General features: G+C 68.2%; 15 protein-coding genes. 6 read left to right on the top strand and 9 right to left on the bottom strand.

Annotated features, from left to right (window positions below; translation table 11 throughout):
- The 4 genes from AB0K52_RS14985 to AB0K52_RS14970 form a co-directional block, all read right to left on the bottom strand.
- A complete protein-coding gene (locus tag AB0K52_RS14985) occupies window positions 1-186 on the bottom strand; it encodes a hypothetical protein (protein ID WP_363531659.1) in 186 nt (61 codons plus the stop codon).
- A gap of 49 nt (window positions 187-235) precedes the next feature.
- Window positions 236-991, bottom strand: a complete 756-nt coding sequence (locus tag AB0K52_RS14980; RefSeq protein WP_363531656.1) for a DddA-like double-stranded DNA deaminase toxin — start codon at window positions 989-991, stop codon at window positions 236-238.
- 95 nt (window positions 992-1,086) lie between these two features.
- Window positions 1,087-1,350 carry a DUF397 domain-containing protein gene (locus AB0K52_RS14975; RefSeq protein WP_363531653.1) on the bottom strand — a complete coding sequence of 88 codons (264 nt, stop codon included), beginning with the start codon at window positions 1,348-1,350 and terminating at the stop codon, window positions 1,087-1,089.
- Window positions 1,351-1,382: 32 nt separating this feature from the next.
- A complete protein-coding gene (locus AB0K52_RS14970; protein WP_363531651.1) occupies window positions 1,383-2,231 on the bottom strand; it encodes a helix-turn-helix transcriptional regulator in 849 nt (282 codons plus the stop codon).
- Window positions 2,232-2,949: 718 nt separating this feature from the next.
- On the opposite strand from AB0K52_RS14970, the gene AB0K52_RS14965 reads away from it, so the two are divergent.
- Window positions 2,950-3,246, top strand: coding sequence for a hypothetical protein (locus AB0K52_RS14965; RefSeq protein WP_363531648.1), 297 nt, complete (start codon window positions 2,950-2,952; stop codon window positions 3,244-3,246).
- Between the two features lie 205 nt (window positions 3,247-3,451).
- Here AB0K52_RS14965 and AB0K52_RS14960 read toward each other — a convergent pair whose 3' ends face one another.
- From AB0K52_RS14960 to AB0K52_RS14940, 5 genes are all read right to left on the bottom strand, one after another.
- Entirely contained in the window at window positions 3,452-5,239 is a 1,788-nt protein-coding gene (locus tag AB0K52_RS14960) for an ABC transporter substrate-binding protein (protein ID WP_363531645.1), read from the bottom strand.
- Window positions 5,240-5,336: 97 nt separating this feature from the next.
- The gene (locus AB0K52_RS14955; RefSeq protein WP_363531642.1) at window positions 5,337-6,407 is read right to left on the bottom strand and encodes an ABC transporter ATP-binding protein; all 1,071 of its coding nucleotides are present in this window, start codon (window positions 6,405-6,407) and stop codon (window positions 5,337-5,339) included.
- Complete coding sequence (locus tag AB0K52_RS14950) at window positions 6,400-7,473, bottom strand: ABC transporter ATP-binding protein (RefSeq protein WP_363531639.1); 1,074 nt, start codon at window positions 7,471-7,473, stop codon at window positions 6,400-6,402. The genes AB0K52_RS14955 and AB0K52_RS14950 overlap by 8 nt, the downstream gene beginning before the upstream one ends.
- Before the next feature lie 5 nt (window positions 7,474-7,478).
- Window positions 7,479-8,378, bottom strand: coding sequence for an ABC transporter permease (locus AB0K52_RS14945; protein ID WP_363531636.1), 900 nt, complete (start codon window positions 8,376-8,378; stop codon window positions 7,479-7,481).
- Entirely contained in the window at window positions 8,378-9,472 is a 1,095-nt protein-coding gene (locus AB0K52_RS14940) for an ABC transporter permease (RefSeq protein ID WP_363531633.1), read from the bottom strand. The genes AB0K52_RS14945 and AB0K52_RS14940 overlap by 1 nt, the downstream gene beginning before the upstream one ends.
- 311 nt (window positions 9,473-9,783) lie before the next feature.
- Between AB0K52_RS14940 and AB0K52_RS14935 the strand changes: the two genes are divergently transcribed.
- The 5 genes from AB0K52_RS14935 to AB0K52_RS14915 all read left to right on the top strand — a co-directional run bounded on the left by AB0K52_RS14935 (window position 9,784) and on the right by AB0K52_RS14915 (window position 17,209).
- Entirely contained in the window at window positions 9,784-11,004 is a 1,221-nt protein-coding gene (locus tag AB0K52_RS14935) for an NADP-dependent isocitrate dehydrogenase (protein ID WP_363531630.1), read from the top strand.
- A gap of 215 nt (window positions 11,005-11,219) precedes the next feature.
- The gene (locus tag AB0K52_RS14930) at window positions 11,220-12,005 is read left to right on the top strand and encodes an NTP transferase domain-containing protein (RefSeq protein ID WP_363531627.1); all 786 of its coding nucleotides are present in this window, start codon (window positions 11,220-11,222) and stop codon (window positions 12,003-12,005) included.
- A complete protein-coding gene (locus tag AB0K52_RS14925) occupies window positions 12,006-13,061 on the top strand; it encodes an iron-containing alcohol dehydrogenase family protein (RefSeq protein WP_363531624.1) in 1,056 nt (351 codons plus the stop codon).
- Window positions 13,048-14,664 carry an ABC transporter permease gene (locus AB0K52_RS14920; protein ID WP_363531621.1) on the top strand — a complete coding sequence of 539 codons (1,617 nt, stop codon included), beginning with the start codon at window positions 13,048-13,050 and terminating at the stop codon, window positions 14,662-14,664. Before AB0K52_RS14925 ends, AB0K52_RS14920 begins: the two co-directional genes overlap by 14 nt.
- A gap of 217 nt (window positions 14,665-14,881) precedes the next feature.
- A complete protein-coding gene (locus AB0K52_RS14915) occupies window positions 14,882-17,209 on the top strand; it encodes an acyltransferase family protein (protein WP_363531618.1) in 2,328 nt (775 codons plus the stop codon).
- The last annotated feature ends 43 nt before the right edge of the window (window positions 17,210-17,252 follow it).

The following is a 17,252-nucleotide window of genomic DNA, read 5'->3' as shown; positions in this document are numbered from 1 at the left end:
CTACTCGGCAGTGTGGGCGTCATCGGGTGCGGCCCAGTCCCATTCGAGAGCGCCGTTGTCCGAGCCGGGTGGGAAGCGGACGGAGAACAGCGAGCGCTTGTCTCGCTGATCGATGTCGGCAGGGGCTTGGACGCCACGAGCTATGGCGTAGTCGTACAGCTCAGGGTCCGGTGTGCCCTCTTCCATATACATCCTGACCAGTTCTGCCATGAGCTGCGGATCGTCTGTCACCGGCTTACCCATTGAATGCCTCTCCCGTTCCTTTGACCCGCTTGAACACTCGTGATCCATCGTCGTTGACAGCCCAGATGTTGAGGATGCTTCCCTCAGGTACGAAGGCGTGTGTATTTTCCTTGCAGCCCTGACCGCGATTGTCGCAGGGCTCGGCATTCAGGTACAAAGTCGCCTCGGTGATCTGGTCGCGGTGCATCGTTGCGGCGACTTCTCCCTCGATGTGGCCTCGGTTCGGCGTCGTGGCTTGATAGGGCGTTCGCACACGCCCAGGTGGGAAGGGAGAGGAATCCGGTGGCCGGGCACGCAACACTCGGTCTGAGTGAGGCGAGCCGTCCGCGTTGTAGAGCCGCCCTTCTGCGGTGCCTGCCTCGCTGTAGCGGCGTAGACCGGCGAGCCTAGACGGATCGAACTTCCGAGGGTTGAATGTCGCGGCCGAAGACGGTGGCCCGGGGGCCTGAGGGGTCGGCTCGCTCTGCGGGATATCTCCGCCGGTTCGGGATTGTCCGGTGCGCAGGGCTTCGGTTGCTGCCAGGGAGGCTTCGAGCTGGGTGATTGCGCTGTTTGCCTGGGACTGGTTTTCTTCGAGGCCGGTGATGATCGCAGAGGTATGCGCGGTCTTTCCTTCGGCGCCAAGGTCGGTGAGCCGGGCGCGGAGATCTTCGCCGAGGTTCTTGGCGGTGGCGATTTGTGCGGTCAGGCTGCGCGCTTGGGCGAGGGCTTCGCGGATTGCGGCTGCCAGGGTGTCGATCGATGCCATGCGCGGCTCCGCTGAGGGAGGGGCGAGACGGGGTTATGTGAAAGGCGCGCTCTCCGTTGGTGTGGAGAGCGCGCCGTGGCTTGTTGCCAGGTTGGCTAGGCGATGTCGCCAGCCTTGATGGCGGTGATGAAGCCGGTCCAGGTGTCGGTGTCGAGGAGGAGGTGCGGGAAGTCGCCCACGGTCGGGAGCTTCGAGTCCCGGACTGCGACGGTCGCCGCCACCGGTGCCACCTCAACGCAGTTGCCGTTTCCTCCACTGCGGCTCGATTTCCGCCATGGAGCGGTATGGATGCAGGCCACCTCCACGCAGTTGCCGGTGCCGCTGTAGCTGGACTTTCGCCATAGAACTGAAGATTTCATGTCAGCACCCTCAAGTCAGGCTCGGTTGGTTTTCAGCTGATGCTACTGATGATGGCTTGCATGCGATCAAGCGACGCCTCGGGAGTGAGGGCCTGGCTTCGCAGCTTTGCGTGAGCATCCTGGTAGGCGGTGAAGTGCTCAGGCTCTTCAAGAACCTGGCCTCGGGTGAAGTTGTCAAGGTAGACGATCGGTTCATCCAGCGCATCTGGGAACTTGATGACCATGAAGGGGCCGGTCATTGCGGGATGCCCGCCAGCCGAGAACGGCAGCACTTGAACCGTGACATTGGGGAGCTCGGTGAGGTTTGCCAGGTGTTCGAGCTGCGCTCGGAACTGTGCGGTTGAGCCGACCGGCCGAAGAAGCACCGCTTCGTTGAGCACAGCGGCGACTTCCACGGGCTTCTCTCGGGTCAGGATGAGCTGGCGGCGCAGCCTCGCATCGACCTTCGGCTCGATGTCGCCCTCTTTAGCGGTCAAGCGGAAGATCTCGCGAGCGTAGTCGGCGGTCTGGAAAAGGCCAGGCATGATCTCGGATTCGTAGGTGGCGATCGAGGAAGCCTCTTCCTCAAGGCCGACATAGAAGCTGAACCAGTCCGGCAGCACATCGCCGTAGTTCTGCCACCAACCGCGCTCCTGTGCGCCGCGAGCGAGTTCGACCAGAACTTCGGCGTCTTCGCCGGTCACGCCGTAGAGGGCGAGCATCGCTCGGACCACCACTGGCCTGGCGGTGATTTCGCGGTTCTCGATGCGACCCAAGTTGCCCGCGCTCATGTCGAGCGCTTTGGCTGCGGCGGAGCGGTTGTATCCGGCCTGTTCTCGGAGCCGAGCCAGCTCCTTCGCGATGCGGCGTCGTTTGACCGTGGGGCTTCGGAGCTCAGTCATGCGATGAGTATTTCATCGTGAGCCACTGTCGGCAAATTCGTGTCACCCAAAAGAGTGTTATGCAACTTGCATGGATGTCGATTGTGTCGTATGTTCGTCGTAGCTGCAGGATCGCAGACTTAAATTCTGGTCGTTCGCGGCGATGCTGACTCGCAGGTCGCTCGATCAGGTGGGGATCGAGCGGCGAAGCCGCCCGGCGGCCCGGCCCGCTCCTTCGGAGACCTAGACCGAAGGAGCGGGCCACACCGGGGCTTTCGCCCACGCACACAACCAAATCTGGCCGCGTAGACAGCGGCCCACCGGTGTTCTTTGGCGAGATCCGGTGGGCCGCACACCTCAGAGAAACGAGACTTCTCATGGGTCTTATCAGCGTACCTTCCGACCCCGTCCCGGCCTGGGTCAAGATCGACCTTCACCTTCACCAGCCCTACCGGGCCTGGTTCGGGCTCGGCCGCTTGCGCTGCGAGTGGTGCGGTGAGGCTTGGGGGCGACATGGCTGCTCCTCCCGCACCTCTGCCGCTCGCCTGTTCGTCTACACCTCGACCGCCTCCCAGCGCGCCGCCGCTCTCGATTCCGGCATCCTTTCCTACGATGACCTCCGCCTTCGGCGTGCCACTCCCGCCCGGCACCGCCGCAAGCCCAGTCCGTATCCGCGACACAATTCGCGTCCGAGTCCGCTTGCAGCCCTCGGCATCCCCGAACTCGCGGCGGCCTTGCGATGATCGAGATTCGCAAGCGCGATACCACCGCCGAGTCGCCCGAGTGGCGGAAAACCGGCGAGTTCTTCGTCGGCATCGGCATGAACGACCACATCCGGCTCACCGTCTACCGCAACACCACTGACCCGGATCTCCACCGGCTCACCTCCGACGAGGAGACCAAGGCCGGTGCCCGCCTCATCGCCGTCTTCACCGAACCGCCAGGCGGCCAAGAAGACTGGCACCCCGCCTGGCGCACGGACTCGATGCGCCCCACGGTCGAAAGACAAGCGCGCGCTATCGCGCGCCGAAAATGAAAGCAGTGAGGCCCCGGCCTGGCGGCCGGGGCCTCGCTGCTCTTGTTCGCCGCGCTGACCCGCCTCGGTCGTGCGCGGCGCGGGCCGGGGTTTGGGGCCCGGTCCGAGCCTTGAGGCTCCCCGGGCGGGAGCAGGCCGCCCGGGGAGCGGGGCCATGGGACCCGCTCGGGGGGAGCGGGTCCCATGGCCCCCTGTGGGGTGCGACTTAAGCGGGCTCGATCGCGCCTTCGAGGATGCGGACCATGATCGGGTTGTCGAAGTAGATGTCGTTCAGGTCGTAGTCGCCCGGGTCGATCGACTTGACGCGCTTGCCGTCCACCGCGTACGAGACGCGCTGGTTCAGGAACAGCGGCAGGCGCGGCAGGGTCTCGTTGAAGACCACGCCGAGGATCTTGTGCGCGGCCATCTGCTCCTCCTCGGTGCCCTGCTGGGACTGGAGGTACAGCTCCGCGACGTTCACCGTGCCCTGGGACGCCGTCTCGACCGCGTCCACCGGCACGCCCATGCCCATCGCGTCGGCGGTCAAACCGTTGTCGGTGAACCAGGTCATCTGCCACGCGCCGTAGACGTAAGGCACGAACGGGTTCGCCCACTGGCGCACCGCGATGTCGTAGTCGCCCGCGCCCCAGATGCCCCACGGGTTGTCCTCGGGCACGTTCTCGTACGAGACCTGCAGCCCGAACTCCTTGAGCTGCGCCGCGGCCTGCTCGCCCGAGAGCGTGAAGTCCGTCCAGCCCTCGACGCCGATGATGGTGTACTCGGCGAGCGACCCGTCCGGCTTGTGCCAGCCGTCCGACTCCTTCTTCCAGCCCGCGCCCTCGAGGAGGCTCGTCGCCTTCGCGTGGTCGACCGAGTAGTACTCGAGCTCCACGTCGTCGAACAGGCCCTCGGCGTGCGGGTCGGCCAGACCCGTGTACGTCTTCGGCAGGTAGTAGCCGCCCTGGCCCTTCGCGATCTCGCCGATCTGCTCGGTGTCGAGTACGTACATGAACGCCTTGCGCACGTTGACGTCCGCGAACTCCGGGAACCGGCCCTGGTTGAGCATCAGGCCGATGCCGTCGTAACCGGGCGTCGAGAGCTCCTTGAGCCCCTGCACGCCCGCGATCGTCTGGCGGTCGGTCGCGCCGAGCACCTGCGTCGAGTAGTCCACCTCGCTCGCCAGCAGCAGCTGCACCGAAGTGGCGTTGTCGCCCTTCTGGATCTCGAACGTCTGGAACTTCACCTGGTCGGCGAAGAGCCCGTCCTGGTGGACCTCCATGGTGATGACGGTCTCGCCGATGTCCTTGAACTTGTAGGCGCCGCAGGAGATGAACCCGCCCTCGGCGTCCTTGAAGTCCTCAGCCGCGATCTTCTCGGCCAGCGCCGACTGCTCCGGGGAACCCTGGATCGCACCGGCCGCGACCAGCGCCTCGGCCTCGTCCATCCACTCGCCGTAGCGGGCGTGCGGCAGCACCTGCACCTTGAGGGCGCCGTGCTCGACGCCGGGGAACGCCGCCGAGTACTGCACCGTCACCGTGGTGTCGTCGTCGGCGGTCGCCGAGGTGAGCTGGTCCCAGCCGACGGTGCCCTGCGGGGCGTTGAGCTTCTGCAGGTAGATCGTGCCCACGAGGTCCTTGGCGGTCACGGCGTTCCCGTCGGTCCACTTGACGCCCGAGCGCAGCTTGATGGTCAGGGTCGTGCCGGCGAGGTCCACCGACTCGGCCAGCTGCGGGATCCACTCCTGGCTGTCCCAGTTCAGGATCGCCGGGCGCGGGATGAACAGCTCCGCGTTCGGGGCCGGAACCAGCAGCGCCGCGTTGGGGATCGCCGCGTTGAAGTGCTGCGTGGTCACGTCGAACGGGTAGACGTAGACGAACTTCCCGGAGGCGCCTTCGCCCTCCGAGCCCTTGGCCTGGCAGGCGCCGAGCACGCTCGTCGTCGCCACGGCGCCGGCGCCGAGGCCGACCGCCTGCATGAGCCGACGTCGGCTGAGCTCGAATTGCTGAGAGGTCATCGCCAGTTCCTTTCGTTGAGCCGTCTTTCAAAGTGAGGGCTACGGGTTGATCGAGATGAGGTAGGGAGAGAGCTGTATAGCCGTCCGGGCCGCGAGGTCAGTGCGCTGTCTCGGGCTCGGGACGCCGTGAGCCGGGCACGGCGTCGAAGGTGATCGTCCGGTCCGCGTCCGGCGCCCGCTGCAAGTCGCGGGACACCACGTGGCAGGACAACCGCCTCCGGGAAGGGGTGTCTAGGAGGACCGGTGCGGCCGTGTCGCACAGGCCCGGTTCGAAAGCGGGACAACGGGGGTGGAAGGCGCACCCGGCGGGCAGGTCGCGGAGGCTCGGGATCTCCGCCGACCGCAGCTGCTCCGCCGCGCGGTTGGCCTTCGCCAGGTCGGGGTCCGGCTCGCACACCGCGCCGATGAGGGCCTTGGTGTACGGATGCTGCGGGTTCCCGATGACCTCTGGGGTCGGGCCGTGCTCGACGACCTTCCCCAGGTACATGACCGCGATCTCGCCGTCCCACGCGAAGTACTTCGCGACGGCGAGGTCGTGGGTGATGAACAGGAAGCCGACGTCGAGCTCGTCGCGCAGCCTCCCGAGGGTGTTGAGCAGGCTCACCCGGATCGAGACGTCCAGCATGGAGGTCGACTCGTCGCAGATGAGCAGGTCCGGGTTCAGCGCGAGCGAGCGCGCGACGTTCACGCGCTGGCGCTGGCCGCCGGAGAGCTGGTGCGGGTAGGAGTCCAGGTAGGACTCGGGCGGGGTGAGGTCGACGAGCTGCAGGAGCTCGGCGGCCTTGGCGCGGGCCTCGGTGCGGTTCTTGACGATGCCGTGCCGCTTGAGCCCGGCGCTGAGGGTCGAGTAGACGGTGCGGGTCGGGTTGAGCGCGGCGTACGGGTCCTGGTGGATGTACTGCACCGAGCGGCGGTACTGGCCGCGTTCGGCGGCGGTCATGTCCGCGAGGTCCTTGCCGCGGTACTCGACGGTGCCGGCGGTGGGCCGGGTGAGGCCGGCGGCGGCGCGGGCGGTCGTGGTCTTGCCGCAACCGGACTCGCCGACGAGGCAGAGGACCTTGCCGGGCTTGACCTCGAGGTCGACGCCGCCGACGGCGGGCACGGGGCCCTTCTTGGTGTCGAAGACCTGCTCCATGCCGGAGAGCTTCAGCAAGGGGGCGCTAGGCATTGGCGCTCTCTCCTTCGGTGACGCTTGCGAGCCGATCATTGGCACTGCGGGGGAGGCGGACCTGGTCGTGGTGGAGGCAGGCCACGGAGTGGTCCATCCCCAGGGGACGCTCGGTGAGGAGCGAGAGCGGGACGCGGTCGCGTTTGCACTCGTCGGTGGCGGAGGCGCAGCGCGGGTTGAAGGCGCAGCCGTCGGGCATGGCCTTGAGGCTGGGCGGGTAGCCGGGGATCGACTCGAGCGCGGGCCGGTCGCCCTTGACGGGCATGACCGCGTTGATGAGCCCGGCCGTGTACGGGTGCTTGGGTTCGTAGAAGATGTCGCGGGCCGAGCCGGTCTCGATGATGCGGCCGGCGTACATGGTGGCGACCCGGTCGGCGAGCTCGGCGGCGAGGCCGAGGTCGTGGGTGATGAACACCATCGTGAACCCGAACTTGCCGCGGAGCTCGTGGAGCTGCTGCACGATCGAGCGCTGCGTGAGCAGGTCGAGCGCGGTGGTCGGCTCGTCGAGGACGAGCACCTGCGGGTCGAGGGCGATGGCGAGCGCGATGAGCGCGCGCTGCTTCATGCCGCCGGAGAGCTCGTGCGGGTAGGACTGGAGCACCCGGTCGGGGTCGAGCCGCACGGTCTCCAGGAGCTCCCCGGCGCGGGCCTCGACGGCGGCCCTCGTCCACTTCTTGCCGTCCGCGTGGTCGCGGAGGGTGTCGGCGAAGTGGTCGACGATGCGGATGACCGGGTTGAAGGCGTTCATGGCGCCCTGGAAGACCATCGCGGCCTCGTTCCAGCGGAAGCGGCGCAGCGGCTCCTTCTTCATCTGGAGGAGGTCGGCGCGCGTGCCGTCCTTGAGCCGGTAGGTGAGGGAACCGGAGGTGATCTCGCCGAGGTTCGGGAGCAGCCGCAGCAGGCCGAGGCCGAGGGTGGTCTTGCCGCAGCCGGACTCGCCCACGAGCGCCAGGGATTGGCCTTCGTAGAGGTCGAGGTCGATGCCGCTGACGGCGGTCACCGACTCCTTCCGGCCGGTGCGGTAGGCGATCGAGAGGTCGCGGACGCTGAGAATCGGGTCGCTCATGCCTCTTACCTTTCTCGCAGTCGCGGGTTGAGGGCCTGGTCGAGGCCGCGGCCCATGGTCACCAGGCCGATCGTGAAGAGCACGATCATGAGCAGCGGCGCGATGACGAACGGCAGCGCGACCGGGTTGAGGTAGAAGTTCTGGCTCCACGACTGGTGGATCATCAGCCCCCAGTTGGGGGTGCCGGAGGGCATGAGGCCGAGCACGTAGAGGCCGACGATCGCGTAGATCGCCTGGTTCACCGCGATCACGAAGTTCACGAAGATGAACCCGGCCATGTTCGGCAGGATCTCCCGGAAGACGATGCGGGCGGTCCCGAGGTCCTGCAGCCTGGCGGCTTCGACGAACTCGCGTTCTTTGAGGGACATGACCTGCGCGCGGATGGAGCGGAACAGGAAGGCCCACATGGTGGAGCCGACCACGAACGCGATGCCCCACGCCGGGATGTCGTCGAAGAACGCCACGACCGCGAGCATGAGCAGGAACTGCGGGATGGTGACCGTGACGTCGGTGAGCTGGAGCAGGACCGCGTCGATCTTGCCGCGGAAGTAGCCTGCGGCGGAACCGAAGACGACGGCCACGAACACGGCCATGAGGGCGGCGAGGGTGCCGACCCAGATGGGCTCGGCGCCGGAGTTCACCAGGATCGTGAAGGTGTCCTTGCCTTCGTACTGGGTGCCGAGCCAGTGCTCAGCGGACGGTTCGGTCCAGATCTTCGTCGTGTCGGTCGGGTTGTCCTGGTCGACCACGAGCGGGCCGACGAAGGAGAACAGCACGATCCCCAGGACCAGTACGGTGCCGGCGAACCCGGCGGGGGAGCGGGTCAGCCCGGTCCACGCCCGGCCGAAGAACGTCTCGCGGAACTGCTTGCGCGGCTTGGCGATCGCCGCATCGAGGGTGGTCATCAGGCGTCCTGCCCTTCGGACTTGATGCGGGGGTCGATCTTGACCAGGACGAGGTCCACGATGAGGCTGGCGACGACCACCGAGGTCGCGAGGATGATCACGGCGGCCTGCACGACGGGGTAGTCCCGGTCGGCGATGGCGCTCATGAGCATCTGGCCGACGCCGGGGTAGTCGAGGATCTGCTCGATGACGATCGAGCCGCCCACGAGCATCCCCATTTGGAGCGCGATCTGCGGGACGACCGGCAGGAGCGCGTTGCGCCCCACGTAACCGCGGGAGATGCGGCCGGGCTTGAGGCCGCGGGCGCGCGCCACCGTCACGTAGTCCTCGGTGAGCACTTCGGTGGTGGCGGCCTTCATGTTGAGCATGAAGGAGCCGGTGGCGGTGAACGCGAAGGCGATGATCGGCAGGATCGCGTGGAAGACCGCGTCGCCGAGGAACACGGGGTCGAACCCGGGCTCGACGCCGGCGGTGATGCGCCCGCGCATGTCGAGGAAGGGCAGGATGCCCAGCACCGTGTAGCCGATGACGACGACGGCCGCGATGAGGATGTAGTTCGGCACGCCCGTGAGGAACGAGCCGAGCGAGGTCATCGAGTGGTCGAACGCCGAGCCGCGGCGGTAGGCCATGGCCATGCCGGCCGAGACGCCGATGACGACCGCGAAGACCACGCCCGCGCCCACCGAGAACAGCGTCCAGGGCAGGTACTCCATGACGTGCTCGAAGACCGTCTTGCTCGGGTTGGTGAGGGAGTTGCCGAAGTCGAGGGTGACCAGGCCCTTCATGAACTCCAGGTACTGGCCCCAGGCCGAGGCGTCGGGGTCGTAGTTGACGAGGTTCGCGGCGGTGGCCATGGCCTGGTCGTGCGACATGCCGGCGCTGTTGAGGCGGCCGGCCATGATCTCGATCGGGTCGCCGGGCATGAAGTGCATGAGCAGGAAGGTGATCGTCGAGACCAGCCAGATCACGAACACGGACTGGAGGACCCGGCGGAAGGCGTAAGAGGTCCACACGCGCCTGACCACGGTGGCGGCGGTGCGGGGCGGCGTGCCTTCCGCAGCGGATTGCGGAAGGGAGGCGGCAGGTGCGGTCACCTCGGGCACTCCTTCGTGCGCTAGTCGGGACTGGGCTCGCGGACGAGCCGTGAAGTTCCAGGTGTCTGGGGGCGAAACAAATTGGAAAGATTGTTTCTAGTTAAGAAAGCTACCCGTCGTGACCGGGCGCACGCCAGCCTTGAGACGGAATCGTTATCCGAGCGTCCGTGCTGTGACCATTGACTCCCGGGGCCGGGCGCGGCCTTCCACGGTAAAGCCAGTACGCTCGTACTGTTAGGGGCGCGAGCCCCGGCGCCATCACGGCGCATCCACACCAGGCGCAGGTGAGCGCGAGGAGAGGTAGCGAGACTATGGCGAAGATCAAAGTGGCGAACCCGGTCGTCGAGCTCGACGGCGACGAGATGACCCGCATCATCTGGAGCAAGATCAAGGACGAGCTGATCCACCCCTACCTGGACGTGGACCTCAAGTACTACGACCTCTCGATCGAGCACCGCGACGCGACCGACGACCAGGTCACCGTGGACGCCGCCAACGCGATCAACCAGTACAACGTCGGCGTCAAGTGCGCCACCATCACCCCCGACGAGGCCCGCGTCGAGGAGTTCGGCCTCAAGAAGATGTGGCGCTCCCCGAACGGCACCATCCGCAACATCCTCGGCGGCGTGGTCTTCCGCGAGCCGATCATCATGAGCAACGTGCCCCGCCTGGTCCCGGGCTGGACCCAGCCGATCATCATCGGCCGCCACGCCCACGGCGACCAGTACAAGGCCACCGACTTCAAGGTCGACCGCCCCGGCACCCTCACCGTCACCTTCACCCCGGCCGACGGCTCCGAGCCGATCGAGTTCCAGGTCGCGGAGTACCCGGAGGGCGGCGGCGTCGCCATGTCGATGTACAACTACAAGAAGTCCATCGAGGACTTCGCGCGCGCCTCGTTCCGCTACGGCCTGGCCCGCAACTACCCGGTCTACATGTCCACCAAGAACACCATCCTCAAGGCCTACGACGGCATGTTCAAGGACGTGTTCCAGGAGATCTTCGACGAGGAGTTCAAGGCCGAGTTCGACGCCAAGGGCCTCACCTACGAGCACCGCCTCATCGACGACATGGTCGCCGCGGCCATGAAGTGGGAGGGCGGCTACGTCTGGGCCTGCAAGAACTACGACGGCGACGTCCAGTCCGACACCGTCGCGCAGGGCTTCGGCTCGCTCGGCCTCATGACCTCGGTGCTCATGACCCCCGACGGCAAGACCGTCGAGGCCGAGGCCGCCCACGGCACCGTGACCCGCCACTACCGCGCCCACCAGCGCGGCGAGAAGACCTCGACCAACCCGATCGCCTCGATCTTCGCGTGGACCCGCGGCCTGGCCCACCGCGGCAAGCTCGACGGCACCCCCGAGGTCACCGGCTTCGCCGACGAGCTCGAGAAGGTCGTCATCGACACCGTCGAGAGCGGCAAGATGACCAAGGACCTCGCCGCCCTCGTCGGCAAGGACCAGGAGTGGCAGACCACGGACGAGTTCCTCGACACCCTGTCGGAGAACCTCGCCAAGGCCGTCGCCAAGTAAGGCGTAACCGGGCCTTCCGAGGCTCGTTGTAGAAGGAAGCGGTGACCGATCTTCCGGGCTGCGCTCACGCACAGCTCGCAAGCCCGCTGTCGCCGCCCCTTCCCAGTTGGAGGCCCCGGCCGACGTGTGCAGGCGCACACTCGGCAGGGGCCTCCCCCCTTTCGGGACTTGTAAACTAGGCGGGTTACAGCCGTCGATCGGAAGGCCGCAAACTCGTGAGAGGCGTCATCCTCGCCGCCGGACAGGGACAGCGCCTGCGCCCTGACACCGACGCGCTCCCCAAGACCCTCCTGCCGGTCACCGCGACCGAGACGATCCTCGACACGATCGTGCGGGGCCTGGCCGAGGTCGGCGTCACCGACCTCGCGATCACCGTCGGCCACGCCGCCGAGAGGATCCGCGAGCACGCCCCGGTCCTGGAGACCCGCTACGACGTCACCGTCACGATCGTCGACAACGACAAGCCGCACTGGAACAACGCGTACTCGCTGTGGACCGCGCGCGAGCACTACCGCGACGGCGCCGTCCTCGTCAACGGCGACACCGTGCACCCCACGAGCATCGAGCGGAACCTCCTCGCCGCCGCCGAGACCGACCCCCGCCTCCTCATCGCCCTCGACGACCACAAGACCCTCACCGACGAGGCGATGAAGGTCCGCGTCGGCGAAGGCGGCGTCGAGCTCATCCACAAGCTGCAGCCGATCGCGGCCGCCGCGGGCGAGTACATCGGCGTGAGCCTCATCCCCGCCGGGCTCGCCGAAGACCTCACCAAGGCGCTCGAGGCGACGTACACGCGCGACTCGACCCTCTACTACGAGGACGCCTTCCAGCTCCTCGCCGAGGCCGGCCAGATCGGCACCGTCTCCACGGGTCCGGTGGCCTGGACCGAGGTCGACGACCACGCCGACTGGGCCGTCGCGAAAGAGATCGCGCAGCTTGCGGAGCGAGCCAGAACGCAGAGTGCGGAGCGATCCAGGCAGCAGAGCGCGAAGGGCCTGTAGTTGCCGACCTTCGCGCGCACCGTCCTGGCGCCCATCACGGTCGAGGTCTCGGCCGGGGCGCTCAAGCGCCTCCCCGAACTGCTCGCCGACTCCCGGATCTCCTCGGGCGGCCGCGTCGCCGTCGCGCTCGGACCCGGCCTGGGCGAGAGCATCGCGGCCGAGCTCGACCACCTGCCGGACGCCACGGTCCACACCGTCGTCCCCGGCAGCCTCGACAGCGCCAAGGAGCTCACCAAGCGCCTCCGCGACGACCACCGGGTGGACGCCCTCGTCGGCATCGGCGGCGGCAAGCTGCTCGACACCGCGAAATGGGCCGCCTCCGACCTGGGCCTGCCGATGGTCTCGGTCGCCACGAGCCTCGCCCACGACGGCCTCGCCTCGCCCACCGCGTCCCTCGAACGCGACGGCGTCTCGGTCTCCTACGGGGTGCACCCGCCGCTCGCCGTCCTCGCCGACCTCGACTTCATCCGCCAGGCGCCCGCGCACCAGCTGCAGTCCGGCATCGGCGACGCCCTGACGAACCTCTCGGCCGTCGCCGACTGGCAGCTCTCGCACGAGGTCAACGGCGAACCGGTCGACGGCCTCGCCGCCGCCATCGCGCGCACCGGCGCCGAGGCCGTGCTGCGCCACCCCGGGACGATCGCCGACGACGCGTTCCTGGCGACCCTCGCGGACGCGCTCATCCAAGGCGGCCTCGCCTCCAGCATGGCCGGATCGTCCCGGCCCTGCTCGGGCGGGTGCCACGAGATCGCGCACGCGCTCGAAGCGCTCCACCCCGGCCTCGCGTCCCATGGGGCGCAAGGCGGCGTGGGGGCGCTCATATGCACGTGGCTGCGGGGCGACAAGGCCCTGTTCCAGGAGTTGTCGGCCGCCTTGCGGCGGCACGGCCTGCCGCGCACGGCAAGTGAACTCGGCCTGACGACCGCGGAGCTCGCCACAGCGGTGGCCTACGCTCCGAGGACCCGGCCAGGCCGTTATACGATTCTCGAACATCGTGAACTGGACTCGGTGGCGCTGGAGCGACACCTGACGGAGATGATGCATGAGCTCGATTAGCCCGCACCCCGACGGCGTCTCCGGCCCAGCCGGGAACAATGACGGGAACCCGGACCACACCGATGCGACCGCCCCCCAAGGCGGCTTCGGCGCCGGGCCTTCGGCCAACCCCGCGGGATACCCGCCGGGGTCCATGAGCTCCGGATCGGCGGCCTTCGCCAGTCCGCCGCCCTCCGCCGCGCCCGGCATCACCCCGGGGCCGCAGGGCGCGCCCGCTGGCTCCCCGCCGCCGCGCCCCCCGCAGGGCTACGGCCCCGCCGGCTACGCCGGGCAGCAGGCGTACGGCACCCCCGCCCACCAGGCCCCGCCGCCCGGTTACGGTGCGCCCCAAGGCCAGCAGCCCTACGGCACCCAGCCCCCGCCGCCGCACGGCCCGGGCCAGCAGCCCTACGGCGGCCCGCAGCCCCACGGCCCCGGCCAGCCGAACCCCTACGGCCAGCCCGCCCCCGGCCACTACCAGCCGCAGCAGGCCCCGCCGCCTCCGGCGACCGCTCCGGCCCCCCACAGCTCGACCCCGCCGCCGCCCCCCGCCGCGGCCCACCCGACCCCGCCGCCTCCGGCGACGGCCCCTCAGCCCGACCCGTCCGGCCAGGTCCCGCAGGCGCCCTACGCGACCCGCCCCGAACCCAGCCGCGACATGCCGGTCGCCGGCGCCTCCCCGATCCGCCGCAACCTCGACGACACCGCCGAGCTCCCGGCCTTCCTCGACTCGGCCCGCAGCGACGAGGGCCCGGCCACTGGCGCCATCCGCACCGCCGAGGTCAAGCCGCTCAAGCGGAAGTTCCCGCTCACGACCGGCTTCACGGCGCTCCTGCGCCACCGGCACGCCCTGTCGGTCCTCGTCAAACGCGACCTCGCCGTGAAGTACCAGTCGACCGCGATGGGCTACCTGTGGTCGCTCATCGAGCCGCTGGGCCTCACGCTCATCTACTGGTTCGTCTTCGACATCGTCTTCAAGAGTGGCCGCGAGCTGCCCAACGACGCCGGGTACCTGCTCTTCATCGTCTCCGGCATCTTCGCCTACCAGTGGTTCTCGACCGCGGTGAACGAAGGCACCCGTTCCCTCGGCGGCCAGTCCGCCCTCATCACCGTCATGAAGGTCCCCAGAGAGGTCTTCCCTGTCTCGAAGGTCTTCGCGCGCTTCGCCGAGTACGTCGTCGGCTTCCCGATCATCATCGCCGTCGCGTTCATCGACAACGGCACCTGGGGCCTCAACCTGCTCTGGCTCTTCCCGGCCATCCTCACGCAGGTGATGCTCCTGACCGGCATGGTCTTCGTCCTCGCCGCCGCCAACGTTCTCTTCAAGGACGTCGAGCGGTTCCTGGGCCTGTTCATGCGCGTCCTCTTCTACGCCTCGGCCATCATCTTCCCGCTGACCAAGGTTTCCGAAGCGGACACGATGAAGGACAACCCCTGGCTGTACGACCTGTTCTCCACGAACCCGCTCATCGGCATCTTCTCGATGCACCGCGCGGCGTTCATCCCGGGCCTGGCGCCCAACATGTACCAGTTCTGCGTCGCCGTCGGCTTCTCGGCCTTCCTGATGTTCTTCGGCCGCTGGATCTTCTACCGACTCGAACCGCGCGTCCTCAAGGCGCTCTAGCGAACCGCCGCGGCCCCGACCTGTACTCCAGGTCGGGGCCGCGGCGCTGCTCGGTACGGCCCCACCGGTCTTCCCTCGGTACGATGGGGAGACTCGCGGTCCCTCCCCATGTGCCCGAACCGTCCGGCCCCTCACACCGGCCCGCCGGACGGGGACAGAGCGCCTAGTATGGGGCGACTCGACGCGCCCGGCACCCCTAGACGGAGAATCCTGCACCATGACCTCGCCCCAGCCCCCCGGGCCCCAGCCCCGAGCCGCAGCCGGGAACGGTGTCAACGAGGAGACCCTCCACTTGCCGACGAGCCCGGTCGGGACGACCGCCCAGCCCGCCCCCGCCCCGCCGGTCGGCGTCCCCACCGCCCCTGGGCCGCAACGCACCGCGCCGAGTCCGTACCCCGTCCGCCCCGCCTTCCGAGCCCCCGCGCCTCCGCCGCAGGGGCCGAACACCAGCGGCCACCCGCGCCCCGCCGCGGCGCCTCCGACGCGCGTCCCCGTCCACTGGGAAGGCGTCGGATTCCGCCCCGACATCCAGGGCCTGCGCGCGGTCGCCGTGCTGCTGGTCCTGCTTTCCCACGCCGGATTCGGTTTCGCCGCAGGCGGTTACATCGGCGTCGACGTCTTCTTCGTCTTGTCCGGATTCCTCATCACCTCACTGCTGGTGAAGGAGGTCTTCGACACCGGCAAGATCTCCATCGCCGGGTTCTACGCCCGACGCGCCCGCCGTATTCTTCCCGCCGCGACCGTCGTCACGATCGCGACGGTGATCGGCACTTGGCTTTGGTTCCCGGTCACTCGCCTCGAAGCGGTGATGCAAGACGCCTTCACCGTCATCATTTATGTCGTCAACTACCGGTTCGTGTCGGAACAGACCGAGTACCTGAACGCCGACCAGATGCCGTCCCCGTTCCAGCAGTTCTGGTCCCTGGCGGTCGAAGAGCAGTTCTACCTCGTGTGGCCGCTGCTCCTCATCGGGCTGCTGCTCCTCGCGAAGCGGGCGCCGCGCAAGTTCGTCAGCGCGGCGGTCGCCGCCTGCGCGGCGGTCTTCGCGATCTCGCTTGTGCTCTCGGTCCTCGTCACCGAGCAGTCGCAGCCCACGGCCTACTACGCGGCGCACACCCGCGCCTGGGAGCTCGCGGCCGGCGCACTCCTCGCGCTCTCCCTGCCCACATGGAAGAAGACTCCGAAAGCCGTCGCGTGGATTCTCGGCATCGGCGGCCTCGCCATGGTGCTCGCCGCCGGAGTCGTGTTCGGCGACTCGACCCCGTTCCCCGGCTACGCGGCCCTGCTGCCCGTCCTGGGCACCATGCTCCTCATCGTCGCCGGCACGGGCGCGGACGGCCACCCCGTCGGCAGGCTCCTGAGCACGGGGCCGTTCCAGTTCTTCGGGAAGATCTCGTACAGCCTCTACCTGTGGCACTGGCCGATCCTCATCCTGATCCCCTTGGCAGTCGGGGCCGAATCCTCGATCGTGCTCAACGTGGTCCTGCTCCTCGGTGCGGTCGCGGTCTCCCAGGTCTCGTACCAGTACATCGAGGAGCCGATCCGCAACGCGCGCTTCCTCAAGGCCAGCAGCCTGTGGGGGCTCGCGGTCGGCGTGCTCTGCTCGGTCGTGAGCATCGGCCTCATCGTCACCCTCACCACGGCGTTCGCGAAGACCGGCGGGGAGTCCGAGGGCGACCCGGTCGAGGCCGCGACGGACACGGAAGTGGTGGAGTCCCGGCTCGAGGAGGGCGCGGCGCTCACCGAGATCCCCGCCGACCTCGTGCCGAGCCTCGACGAAGCCGAAGACGACAAGCCGCTCATCTACGAGAACGGCTGCCACGTCGAGCAGGAGGCGGTGGCGCTCCCCGACGGCTGCTACTTCGGGGACACCGGCTCCGACACGACCGTGGTGCTGATGGGCGACTCCCATGCGGCGCAGTGGTTCCCCGCGATGGAGGCGATCGCGCAGGAGCAGGGTTGGCGGCTGCTGACGCGCACCAAGAGCGCCTGCACCGCAGTGGACGTGCGGGTGGAGAACAGCGCCATGGAGCGCGAGTACACCGAGTGCACCGAGTGGCGGGACGACGTGTTCGCCGAACTCGCCGAGCTGCAGCCGGAAATGGTGGTCCTGAGCAGCACCGACCCGACTGTGATCACCGAGGACGGCGACTCGGTGCAGGAGACCTGGCTGGGCGGCTGGGAGCGGACCGTCACCACATTGAGCGAGACGGGCGCGAAGGTGGTCGCGATCGCGGACACGCCGTGGGCCGAGGGCTCGGTGCCCGAATGCCTGTCGCTGCCAGCGAACGGGAGCGACCCGCGCAAGTGCGCGATCGACCCGGAGGCCGCGGTGGCCAAGCCCGAACTGCGGGCCGAGGCCATGGAACTCCAAGGGGAGCTGGGCGCCACCGTGATCGACCCGATGGCGTGGTTCTGCCTTGCGGACGTGTGCCCGGTGATCGTGGAGAACACCCTGGTCTACCGCGACCGCCACCACATGACGACGTACTACGCGAAGTCGCTGGCGACGCTGCTCGGCGAGCAGTTGCCCGGCATGGAATGAGGCCCCGACCCGCTCGGGTCAGGGCCTCAGATCGCGTGCGCGG

Origin of the sequence: Glycomyces sp. NPDC049804 (assembly GCF_040674615.1) — a bacterium.
In the GTDB taxonomy this organism is placed as follows: Bacteria; Actinomycetota; Actinomycetes; order Mycobacteriales; family Micromonosporaceae; genus Glycomyces; species Glycomyces niveus.
Note: the sequence above shows the minus strand (reverse complement) of the source record. Positions and strands in the feature narration are given on the sequence as shown.